The organism is Staphylococcus ratti, assembly GCF_020883535.1.
In the GTDB taxonomy this organism is placed as follows: Bacteria; Bacillota; Bacilli; order Staphylococcales; family Staphylococcaceae; genus Staphylococcus; species Staphylococcus ratti.
Genome location: NZ_CP086654.1, coordinates 2177121 through 2189365, shown reverse-complemented (window position 1 = coordinate 2189365; position 12245 = coordinate 2177121). Strand labels below are relative to the sequence as shown.

The 12245-nt window shown below is 40.2% G+C and carries 8 protein-coding genes, 1 tRNA gene, 1 rRNA gene and 1 other RNA gene; all 11 read left to right on the top strand.

The window, feature by feature from the left end; all coding sequences use genetic code 11:
- The first annotated feature begins 9 nt into the window (after nucleotides 1–9).
- Entirely contained in the window at nucleotides 10–1467 is a 1458-nt protein-coding gene (locus tag LN051_RS10725) for a glutamate synthase subunit beta (protein ID WP_229292492.1), read from the top strand.
- A 66-nt stretch (nucleotides 1468–1533) separates the two neighbouring features.
- A tRNA-Ser gene (locus LN051_RS10720) sits at nucleotides 1534–1626 on the top strand.
- A gap of 426 nt (nucleotides 1627–2052) precedes the next feature.
- Nucleotides 2053–3489 (top strand): PTS system trehalose-specific EIIBC component, encoded by a 1437-nt coding sequence (gene treP, locus LN051_RS10715; RefSeq protein ID WP_229292491.1) that lies wholly within the window; start codon nucleotides 2053–2055, stop codon nucleotides 3487–3489.
- 18 nt (nucleotides 3490–3507) lie between these two features.
- Complete coding sequence (locus LN051_RS10710; protein ID WP_229292490.1) at nucleotides 3508–5148, top strand: alpha,alpha-phosphotrehalase; 1641 nt, start codon at nucleotides 3508–3510, stop codon at nucleotides 5146–5148.
- A gap of 15 nt (nucleotides 5149–5163) precedes the next feature.
- The gene (gene treR / locus LN051_RS10705; RefSeq protein ID WP_229292489.1) at nucleotides 5164–5889 is read left to right on the top strand and encodes a trehalose operon repressor; all 726 of its coding nucleotides are present in this window, start codon (nucleotides 5164–5166) and stop codon (nucleotides 5887–5889) included.
- A gap of 90 nt (nucleotides 5890–5979) precedes the next feature.
- An RNA gene (gene ffs / locus LN051_RS10700) (signal recognition particle sRNA large type) lies at nucleotides 5980–6249 on the top strand.
- A gap of 303 nt (nucleotides 6250–6552) precedes the next feature.
- Nucleotides 6553–7086 carry a GNAT family N-acetyltransferase gene (locus tag LN051_RS10695; protein ID WP_229292488.1) on the top strand — a complete coding sequence of 178 codons (534 nt, stop codon included), beginning with the start codon at nucleotides 6553–6555 and terminating at the stop codon, nucleotides 7084–7086.
- A 64-nt stretch (nucleotides 7087–7150) separates the two neighbouring features.
- Nucleotides 7151–8839 (top strand): DNA polymerase III subunit gamma/tau, encoded by a 1689-nt coding sequence (gene dnaX, locus LN051_RS10690; RefSeq protein WP_229292487.1) that lies wholly within the window; start codon nucleotides 7151–7153, stop codon nucleotides 8837–8839.
- Between the two features lie 100 nt (nucleotides 8840–8939).
- The gene (locus tag LN051_RS10685; protein WP_229292486.1) at nucleotides 8940–9260 is read left to right on the top strand and encodes a YbaB/EbfC family nucleoid-associated protein; all 321 of its coding nucleotides are present in this window, start codon (nucleotides 8940–8942) and stop codon (nucleotides 9258–9260) included.
- Nucleotide 9261: 1 nt separating this feature from the next.
- Nucleotides 9262–9858 carry a recombination mediator RecR gene (recR, locus tag LN051_RS10680; protein WP_229292485.1) on the top strand — a complete coding sequence of 199 codons (597 nt, stop codon included), beginning with the start codon at nucleotides 9262–9264 and terminating at the stop codon, nucleotides 9856–9858.
- 589 nt (nucleotides 9859–10447) lie between these two features.
- A 16S ribosomal RNA gene (locus tag LN051_RS10675) occupies nucleotides 10448–11998 on the top strand.
- The last annotated feature ends 247 nt before the right edge of the window (nucleotides 11999–12245 follow it).

Here is a 12245-nt window from a genome sequence, read left to right as displayed (position 1 = left end):
GGTCAAAATATGGGTGAATTTAAAGGGTTTATGAAGTATCCTAGACAAAAGCTAAATGAGTTGTCTTTAACAGAGCGTATTAAGAATTTTGATGCATATCAATCTCGTTTTTCAAATGAAGATGCGCAGCAACAAGGCGCACGTTGTATGGACTGTGGGACACCTTTTTGTCAGACAGGAGTTCAAATCGAACGTGAAACACTAGGGTGTCCATTAGGTAACTATATTCCGGAGTGGAATGATTTAGTTTATCGTGGAGACTTTAAAACAGCGTATGAACGGTTGTCAGAAACGAACAACTTCCCTGAATTTACTGGTTACATTTGTCCGGCGCCTTGTGAAGCTTCATGTGTCATGAAAATTAATAGAGATGCTATCGCGATTAAAGGCATTGAGCGTACGATTATTGATGAAGCTTTTGAACATGGTTGGGTTCAGCTGCGTGTGCCAGAAGTGCGTTTAGAAGAAAAAGTAGCTGTGATCGGCAGTGGTCCAGCTGGGCTTGCGGCAGCTGAAGAGCTCAATGCGTTAGGCTATAAAGTGGATGTTTATGAAAAAAATATGCAACCAGGAGGTTTATTGACGTACGGTATCCCTAATATGAAGCTGGATAAAGATGTCGTTTTTCGACGTGTGCGTTTAATGGAGACTGCCGGTGTAACTTTCCATTGTAATGTTGAAGTGGGTAAGGACATAGACAAAGCCAAATTGGATGCGACGTATGATGCAATTGTCATTTGTACAGGTGCGGAGAAGCCACGCGATTTACCGCTTGAAGGACGTATGGGCCAAGGCATTTATTTTGCGATGGATTATTTAACAGAACAAACGCAATTACTTATGGGTGAAACGTCAAAACAGACAATTTCAGCTAAAGGGAAAAATGTAGTAGTGATTGGTGATGGTGATACTGGAGCAGACTGTGTTGCTACGGCATTGCGTGACGGTTGCAAATCTGTGGTGCAATTCAATCGAAAAGCAAGAAAGCCAGAACGGTTTGAAATGAATTACAGTTGGCCGTTTCCTGAGCCAGTCTTGAAAAAAGATTATGCGCACCAAGAATATGAGGCGCGATTTGGTGTAGAACCGAGAGCGTATGGCATTCAAACGATGCGTTTTGACATTGACGAAATGTTTCATGTGCGTGGTATTTATGCGCAAGTTCAACGTGATCAAGCAGACGGTTCGTTGTTAGGTGATGACCGAGAAATTTTAATTCCAGCGGATTTTGTGTTATTGGCGATTGGTTTTGAAGGAGTCGCGTCTCAAGTAACACAGGCATTAGGGGTTAAAGTGAAGTACCAAAAAATCGTGGCGAATACGTCTGATTATAAGACGAGTCAATCTAAATATTTTGCGGCTGGAGATGCGCGAAGAGGGCAAAGTTTAGTTGTTTGGGCAATTAAAGAAGGGCGTGAAGTTGCTCATTCTGTCCATAGTCATTTAACGCGTAAAAGTTTTGTTTGATTTTTGTAAAATTTATGTTGACATTGTGTGCGGGCTATAATATTATATTTTATGTGCTCGTCACACGGAGGAATACCCAAGTCTGGCTGAAGGGATCGGTCTTGAAAACCGACAGGGGCTTAACGGCTCGCGGGGGTTCGAATCCCTCTTCCTCCGCCATTATAAGTAAAATCCAAGACTAATAGATATAAAAGCCAAATGTTTAACTGAAGTTGAACATTTGGCTTTTTTACGTGTTCGAAAATGATGTAATGCATTGGAGTGCTTACGATTCTGTACGTTAAGGCTCGTAATATCAGGCACTGAACGTTAGTTTTGTTTTGAATGTAAAAGTGGTTTAAATAGCTCTATAATTGTAAGTGATTAAACAAAAAATAAAGAAGACATGTCCTACCGACAACAATAAAATACTGTACATAGTTTACGGAGTAAGCATAGGTGGCATGAACATTGCGAGCTATACTCACTCCGTTTTATTTGCAAAAAATGAACATTTAGCCAACTATATATGAAAGCCTTTACAAAACTTGTCTATACAACTTACAATTTGTATAGACAAGTCTGAAATTTAAGGAGTGATAAGGGATGGCTGTGAAGCGCTCAGATGTTCAAGCGATTGTTGATGCAATTGGTGGGGAAGCAAATTTACAAACTGCCACACATTGTGTGACGCGTTTGCGTTTAGTATTAGAAGATGATAGTAAAGTAAACAAAGACAAATTGGCTGCTAATCCACTCGTAAAAGGGCAGTTTAAAGCAGATAATCAATATCAAATTGTAATTGGACCAGGAACGGTTGATGAAGTTTATAACATTTTGATCAACGAAACAGGTACAACCGAAGCATCTAAAAGTGAAGCGAAAGCGGTGGCTGCGAAGAAAGGAAATCCATTGCAACGTTTAATTAAGTTATTAGGGGACATTTTTATTCCAATTCTTCCGGCAATTGTTACGGCTGGTTTGCTTTTAGGGATTAACAATGTACTGACGATGCCGCTAATAAATAAGTCTCCATCTATTGTGGAACGTGTACCGCAAATTGCGGACTTTGCAAATATTATTAATGTTATTGCAACCACAGCGTTTATATTTTTACCTGCGCTTGTAGGTTGGAGTGCGATGCGCGTATTTGGAGGGAACCCTGTCCTTGGTTTGGTACTAGGGCTTGTACTTATGCATCCTCAACTCATGTCGCAATATGACATTGGTAAAGTAGAAAAAATCCCCACATGGGAAATTTTTGGATTAAAAATCGAACAATTAAATTACCAAGGACAAGTTTTACCGGTATTACTTGCTGCATATGTCCTTGCAAAAATTGAAAAGGCATTAAATAAGGTAGTCCATAACTCTGTGAAGTTATTAGTTGTTGGCCCTATTGCATTACTTGTTACTGGTTTTTTAGCGTTTTTAATTATAGGACCTGTTGCACTAATTATTGGTAAAGGTATTACCGGTGCAGTAACATTTTTATTCCAAAATGCGGGTTGGCTTGGTGGTGCCATCTATGGTTTGCTTTATGCACCGCTAGTCATTACAGGGCTACATCATATGTTTTTAGCGGTCGATTTCCAATTAATCGGTAGTGATATTGGTGGAACATACTTATGGCCGATTGTAGCAATGTCTAACATTGCGCAAGGTTCTGCTGCATTTGGCGCGTGGTTCATTTATAGAAAACGAAAAATGGAAAAAGAACGAAGTTTAGCAGCAACTTCAGGGGTATCTGGTTTCTTAGGGGTTACAGAACCAGCGATGTTTGGTGTGAACTTGCCGCTCAAGTATCCATTCATTGCCGCAATTTTAACATCTATGTGCGTTGGTGCTTTAATTGGAGCTTCAGGGGTTATTGGTAATGTAGGTGTAGGCGGTGTTCCGGCAATTCTTTCTATCAAACAACAATTTTGGGGCGTCTACATTATCGGAACACTCATTTCGATGGTAATGCCATGTATACTAACGATTGTTTTCTCAAGATTTAGTCGTGAAAAAACAAAGAAAATGGTAGATGAAACGTTATAAATTTAAGGTGGGTATGAATTGGTACAAAAAGATTGGAAAAAATCAGTCGTATATCAAATTTATGTTAAATCCTTTAATGATACAACTGGAAACGGTGAAGGTGATTTGCAAGGGATTATCGAAAAATTAGATTACCTTGCTTATTTAGGCGTGGATTATTTATGGTTAACGCCAATTTATGATTCGCCAATGAATGATAATGGTTACGATATACGCGATTATTTCAAAGTTAATGCGCGATTTGGTAACGAAAAAGATTTGAAAACATTGATTAAAGAGGCGCATGCTCGGCAATTGAAAATTATGTTAGATATTGTTGTCAATCATACGTCGACGGAGCATCAATGGTTTCAAGAAGCTTTAAAGTCTAAAGAGAGCCCTTATCATCAGTTTTACTTTTTTAAAAAATCAAATGATGGACCTCCGACAAATTGGGAATCGAAATTTGGAGGAAACGCGTGGCAATATGATTCTAAATCGGATGAATATTATTTGCATTTGTTTGATGTGACACAAGCGGATTTGAATTGGGATAATCCTGAAGTACGTCAAGAAGTATTTAAAATTGTGAATCATTGGATTGATTTGGGTGTGGACGGTTTTCGATTCGATGTCATTAATTTAATTTCTAAAGGAGCATTTAAAAATTCAACAGCGATTGGAAAAGAATTTTACACAGATGGTCCGCGCGTACATGAATTTTTACATGAGTTGAATCGTGAAACTTTTGGCGATAAAGGAATGATGACGGTAGGTGAAATGTCTTCAACGTCTTTGGAACATTGCATAAAGTATACACGTGAAGCACGTCAAGAATTGAGTAGTGTCTTCAATTTTCATCATTTAAAGGTGGACTACAAAGATGGTGAAAAATGGACGAATCAAAAATTCGACTTGCAACAATTAAAAGCCATTTTAATGTATTGGCAGCGTGGCATTTACGAAGGAGGCGGGTGGAATGCAATATTTTGGTGTAACCATGATCAGCCTCGGGTCGTTTCGCGATTTGGTAACGATGAAAATGAGGAGATGCGTCAAACGAGTGCTAAGACACTAGCGATTGCTTTGCATATGCTTCAAGGAACGCCTTATATTTATCAAGGTGAAGAAATAGGCATGACAGATCCTCATTTTACATCGATTCATCAATATCGAGATGTGGAATCGTTAAATGCATACGAAATGATGAAACGCAAAGGCTACGAGGAGTCGGAAATTTTAACCATTTTAAGTCAGAAATCTCGAGATAATTCACGTACACCTATGCAATGGGATAGTTCTAATCATGCTGGGTTTACTACTGGAAAGCCTTGGATTGACGTCGCTTCTAATTATCATACGATTAATGCGGAAGCGGCGCTAGCGGATGAAAGCTCAATTTTTTATACGTATCGCACATTGATTCAATTGCGTCATGAACATGATATTATTACTTATGGTGACATCGTACCACGTTATATGGATCACCCTGCACTTTTTGTTTATGAGCGTCATTATAAGGATGAAGTTTGGTTAATTGTTGCTAATATGACGAGCGAAGTAGTTGAATTACCAAATACGTTAGATATTAAAGGACGCCGAGTGATTCAAAATGGGACAATAAACGAATATGAAATCGGAGCGTATGGTGCTATCGTTGTGGCTAAAGAAAAAGAATAAGAGGCGAGGACTGAAATGAAACAAAATAAATTCAAATGGATATATGAGAACATGCGACGTGCGATTTTAGAAGGTACGTACCATTATGGTGATCAGCTCCCATCTGAATATCAGTTAGTAGAAAATTACAACGTGTCACGTGAAACAGTTCGTAAAAGTTTGAATATGCTTGTTTCGGATGGAATGATTCAAAAGATTCGAGGCAAGGGTTCGGTCGTTATTTATCAAGGCATGACGGAATTTCCATTTAATGATTTAATGAGTTTTAAAGAAGTGAAAGCCTCCTTGAACTTACCGCATCAAACGGTGGTACATTCATTTGAACGTATTCGAGCGGCAGATGTACCACATGTTAAACAAGCGCTGCAAATTGCTGATGAAACCCCGCTTTGGCACTTTGTACGTTATCGTCAAGTCGAAGGGGTAACGAAAATTATCGATGAAGATTACGTACTGGCTGCATTGTTTCCTGATTTAACGAAAACTGTTGTTCAAGGCTCGTTTTATGACTATGTTGAAAATGTAAAAGGGTTCGAAATCAGTTTTTCAAGTAAATCTATCACCTTTGAGCCGTTTGGTGAGACAGAACGGCAAGTTCTCGGCCAAATTACCCCGGAGTATACAGCAACGGTAAGGGGAATTGTACATTTAAAAGATACAACGAAATTTCAATATAGTATCTCTAAACATATCGCAACAGAATTTAAATTTATTGATTTTTCAAGACGTCATAAAATTTAGGGATTATCGAGACAATGTTCGGCTATTTGTCAAAGTTCGTGTATGTTTGGGCTTGCATTTGCATAATAGGATGTAGTAATATTGATTTTACCGTGCTAAGCGGGGAGGTAGCGGTTCCCTTTTCTCGAAAACCGCTTTATGCGAGGCTGAATTCCTTTGTCGCGGATATGTATTTGTGAAGTCTGCCCAAAGCACGAGGTGTTTGAAGATTTCGGTCCTATGCAATATGAACCCATGAACCATGTCAGGTCCTGACGGAAGCAGCATTAAGTGGATTCTCATATGTGCCGTAGGGTAGCCGAGATTTAGCTGTCGACTTTGGTAACGTTTGTGATGCATATACAACGCAAAGGTGCACGGTTTTTTTATGCTAAAAATCTTAAATCATATAGATAAAGGGGCGAGGACATAGAACTGTTCTCGCCTCTTTTTTCTATATAATGTTTTAAAATATAGGAATTACCTTTGTGAGATAAATTTTTTAAACTAAGTAAAGCAGTTTCTGTATATCGATGATTTGGGGTGCGTTGTTAATATATGTGGAGGTTGAAAATATACGATGGACTGGCGATCAGGTAATTTTTAAGTATATATAAGAAGTACTTTAACGATTTTTGTTATAATGTGTTTACTATACACATCATGAGATAAGGGAGGGATTAGATGTCAGTTTACATTAGTACATTAACAGAAAATGACTATGCACCTTCACTTGAGATGGTTCAAGAAGCTTTTAAGGATGTTCCGGAATCGGATGGAAATGAACAAGAACTCGTTCGAAAACTACGTCTTGAGCCAGAATATCATTTTGAACTCGAAGTAATTGCCAAAAATGAAGCGGGTGAAGTGATTGGGCATGCTTTATGTTCGCCGATTCAAATTGAAGCGGAGAATGAACGTTATGAGGCTTTAGCATTAGCGCCTGTTTCTGTAAAAAAAGCTTACCAACGCAAAGGGTTAGGAAAAGCGCTGATTCAAGCTTTAGAAGAACGTGCCCAAGAACTCGAATATACGACCATTGTCGTGTTAGGACATCCGGATTATTACGCAGCGCTAGGTTATGAAGTGGCAGCGGAACATGGGATTTCAACGCCTTTTGAAGTGCCAGATAATTTCGTGCGTGTCAAATTTTTGTGGGATACGTTAGAAGACACGCCGCATGGTCAAGTCATCTATCCAAGCCCCTTTTTTGAATAACCTTCACATACATTTTGAAGTGAGCATGCTATAATGAGACTATTGTAAAAACGGAGGTGCCAAAGTGAATTACCAAGCATTGTACCGGATGTTTAGACCGCAAAGTTTTGAAGATGTTGTCGGTCAAACGCATGTCACAAAAACATTAAAAAATGCGATTGCCAAAGAAAAGCAATCACATGCTTATATTTTCAGCGGACCAAGAGGCACTGGGAAAACAAGTATTGCAAAAATATTCGCCAAAGCGATGAACTGTGAAACACGCACAGATGGGGAACCTTGTAATACGTGTGCAAGTTGTGTGAGCATTACGCAAGGGACAAACTCCGATGTGATTGAAATTGACGCCGCGAGTAATAATGGTGTCGATGAAATTCGTAATATTCGGGACAAAGTAAAGTACGCCCCTAGCCAATCTAAATATAAAGTTTATATTATAGATGAGGTACATATGCTAACGACAGGTGCATTTAATGCATTGTTAAAAACGTTAGAAGAACCGCCTGCGCATGCCATTTTTATTTTGGCTACAACGGAACCGCACAAAATCCCACCAACGATTATTTCGCGAGCGCAACGTTTTGATTTTAAGGCGATTCATTCAGATAACATTGTTGACCGCTTGCAGTATGTCGCAGATACGCAAAGTATCGTGTATGACCATGAAGCGCTTGTCTTTATCGCGAAAGTGTCAGAAGGCGGTATGCGTGATGCATTAAGTATTATGGATCAAGCTATTGCGTTTGGTGATGAACGTTTGACATTAAAAGATGCATTAGATGTTACAGGGAGTTTGGACGAATCAGATTTAAATGCATTATTTAAAAATGTGGTCGAAGGCGATGTACATGCCGCTTTTGAGCGTTATCACGGTTTTATTAGCGAGGGCAAGGAAGTCAATCGGCTCATTAATGATATGATTTATTTTGTTCGTGATACGATTATGTTCAAAACAACAGCGGAAACACCTTCCTACGACGCGCTTTTCCAATATGATTTAGAAGTACTTTATAAAATGATTGAAATTATAAACGATACGCTCGTGTCTATTCGATTTAGTGTAAATCAAAATGTTCATTTTGAAGTATTGCTTGTAAAACTTTCAGAAATGATTAAGGAAGTTGTTCAAACTGGAGAAGTGGTCGTGAATCATGCACCGTCAGAAAGTAACGAAGCAATGGTTCGACGTATGGAAGCGTTAGAATCCGAATTGCGCACGTTGAAGTCTCAAGGTATTGCGACGTCGAGTGCCCCTAGCAAGCCTAAACCAGCGAAGAGACGAGGCAATGGTTCGACTTATTCAGTTGAGCAAATTGCTAAAGTGCTTGATAAGGCCAACAAAGAAGACATTGCACGTATTAAAGAACGTTGGGCGGATGTCATTCAATACGCGAAAGATCGAGGTCAAAAGGCGCTTGTGAGCTTACTTCAAAATTCGGAACCGGTCGCTGCCAGTGAAGATAAAGTCCTAGTTAAATTTGAAGAAGAAATTCACTGCGAAATTTTAAAGAAGGATAATGATAAGAAAGAAAGTATCGAAAATGTGGTACGCGATATCATTAATAAAGCGGTCGAAGTTGTAGGTGTACCTGCTGATAAATGGATGCAAGTGCGCAGTGACTATATCGATCAACGTAAACAAGGTCAATCATCACAAACAACAACGCCTAAAACATCGCAAGACAATGTCGTACAAAAGGCGAAAGATTTATTCGGTGATGAAACAGTTCATGTTATCGAAGACGAAACATGACAATCACCTTAAAGGTATGTATAATTGTAAACGAATCTAAGAGGGAATAACTCTCTATAATTAAAGATGATATTAAGCATAAATTAGGAGGAAGATAGTGATGCGCGGTGGCGGAAATATGCAACAAATGATGAAACAAATGCAAAAAATGCAAAAGAAAATGGCAGATGAGCAAGAAAAGTTAAAAGAAGAAAAAGTTGAAGGTTCAGCTGGCGGCGGTATGGTGAAAGTCATCGTATCAGGTCATAAAGAAGTTATAGACGTTCAAATCAATGAAGAAGTAGTAGATCCAGAAGATGTGGATATGTTACAAGATTTAGTATTAGCTGCGACAAACGAAGCGATGTCTAAAGCAGACGAACTTACTTCTGAACGTTTAGGCAAACATACTAAAGGCCTTAACATCCCAGGAATGATGTAAGATGCATTATCCAGCACCTATTTCTAAACTGATTGACAGTTTCATGAAATTGCCAGGCATTGGCCCGAAAACGGCGCAACGTCTGGCTTTTCATGTATTAGATATGAAAGAAGATGACGTTGTACAATTCGCTAAAGCACTTGTTGATGTGAAACGAGAACTGACTTATTGCAGTATGTGCGGACATATTACGGAACAAGACCCTTGTTATATTTGTGAAGATAAGCGACGAGATCGTTCGGTTATATGTGTTGTAGAAGATGATAAAGATGTTATTGCGATGGAAAAGATGAAAGAATATCAGGGCTTATATCATGTTTTACATGGGACTATTTCGCCAATGGATGGAATTGGACCGGAAGATATTAACATTCCAGGGCTTATTGAACGATTAAAAGATGAAGAAGTAGAAGAACTCATATTAGCGATGAATCCAAATCTAGAAGGTGAATCTACTTCAATGTATATTTCTAGACTCGTGAAGCCATTAGGAATTCGGGTGACGCGTTTGGCCCAAGGGTTGTCAGTTGGTGGCGATTTAGAGTATGCAGATGAAGTGACTTTATCTAAAGCAATTTCAGGGCGAACAGAAATGTAAATATAGAGAACGATTGAAAAAGATTGGAGAAAAGAGGTAAGGGAGTGGGACAGAAATCTATATGATTTCGTCGTCCCACCCCGACAAGGCTGACTAGGATTGAAAAGAGCGTTAAGCGAAATTTCAGTCCAGTCAGCTACTGTGCTTTTTAACAGATATATTCTCATTTGATGTGGGACAGAAATCTATATGATTTCGTCGTCCTCCCCTAAAGCATGAAAGTATGATGCTTTAACGACTTTTCTCTATTTTTTATCATTTAATAATGTAAAACCGGTGTTTTGTTGTCTAAAAGGCGCTTAGAGTGTAATTTTTAGCGTTGCCTTTATGCTAGAATGCCTGTATAGTTATATCTTGTTGAGCGGCACAAAACAGCTGTGAAACACTTCGAAAAATAAATTTTAAAAAGTTGTTGACTTGAGGTTCGAAAGTCTGTATAATTAATTCTTGTCGAGTTAAAAGAAAACGACGCATGAACATTGAAAACTGAATGACAATATGTCAACGTTAATTCCAATAATTTGAGTACGTTAAGTACTTTCAGAGTGATTGGCTTAACCAATCAACGAGCTATATCAAGCTTACTTCTTTTATGGAGAGTTTGATCCTGGCTCAGGATGAACGCTGGCGGCGTGCCTAATACATGCAAGTCGAGCGAACTGAAGAGGAGCTTGCTCCTTTGACGTTAGCGGCGGACGGGTGAGTAACACGTGGGTAACCTACCTATAAGACTGGAATAACTTCGGGAAACCGGAGCTAATGCCGGATAACATATCGAACCGCATGGTTCGATAGTGAAAGACGGTCTTGCTGTCACTTATAGATGGACCCGCGCCGTATTAGCTAGTTGGTAAGGTAACGGCTTACCAAGGCGACGATACGTAGCCGACCTGAGAGGGTGATCGGCCACACTGGAACTGAGACACGGTCCAGACTCCTACGGGAGGCAGCAGTAGGGAATCTTCCGCAATGGGCGAAAGCCTGACGGAGCAACGCCGCGTGAGTGATGAAGGTCTTCGGATCGTAAAGCTCTGTTGTTAGGGAAGAACAAACGTGTAAGTAACTGTGCACGTCTTGACGGTACCTAACCAGAAAGCCACGGCTAACTACGTGCCAGCAGCCGCGGTAATACGTAGGTGGCAAGCGTTATCCGGAATTATTGGGCGTAAAGCGCGCGTAGGCGGTTTTTTAAGTCTGATGTGAAAGCCCACGGCTCAACCGTGGAGGGTCATTGGAAACTGGAAAACTTGAGTGCAGAAGAGGAAAGTGGAATTCCATGTGTAGCGGTGAAATGCGCAGAGATATGGAGGAACACCAGTGGCGAAGGCGGCTTTCTGGTCTGTAACTGACGCTGATGTGCGAAAGCGTGGGGATCAAACAGGATTAGATACCCTGGTAGTCCACGCCGTAAACGATGAGTGCTAAGTGTTAGGGGGTTTCCGCCCCTTAGTGCTGCAGCTAACGCATTAAGCACTCCGCCTGGGGAGTACGGTCGCAAGACTGAAACTCAAAGGAATTGACGGGGACCCGCACAAGCGGTGGAGCATGTGGTTTAATTCGAAGCAACGCGAAGAACCTTACCAAATCTTGACATCTTTTGACCGCTCTAGAGATAGAGTTTTCCTCTTCGGAGGACAAAATGACAGGTGGTGCATGGTTGTCGTCAGCTCGTGTCGTGAGATGTTGGGTTAAGTCCCGCAACGAGCGCAACCCTTAAGCTTAGTTGCCATCATTAAGTTGGGCACTCTAAGTTGACTGCCGGTGACAAACCGGAGGAAGGTGGGGATGACGTCAAATCATCATGCCCCTTATGATTTGGGCTACACACGTGCTACAATGGACAATACAAAGGGCAGCGAAACCGCGAGGTCAAGCAAATCCCATAAAGTTGTTCTCAGTTCGGATTGTAGTCTGCAACTCGACTACATGAAGCTGGAATCGCTAGTAATCGTAGATCAGCATGCTACGGTGAATACGTTCCCGGGTCTTGTACACACCGCCCGTCACACCACGAGAGTTTGTAACACCCGAAGCCGGTGGAGTAACCATTTGGAGCTAGCCGTCGAAGGTGGGACAAATGATTGGGGTGAAGTCGTAACAAGGTAGCCGTATCGGAAGGTGCGGCTGGATCACCTCCTTTCTAAGGATAATATACGGAATATCGCCTTAGGCGATAAGGAATAACGTGACATATTGTATTCAGTTTTGAATGCTCATATAGGTTGAGGATTCAACATTGTACATTGAAAACTAGATAAGTAAGTATTGATTTTACCAAGCAAAACCGAGTGACAAGCGAAAAGCTTGAAACAAAAAATTATCGCTAGTCGTCGACAGACGACTCACATAATTAATAACTGGTGAAGATAAGTTAAGCATTATAACAT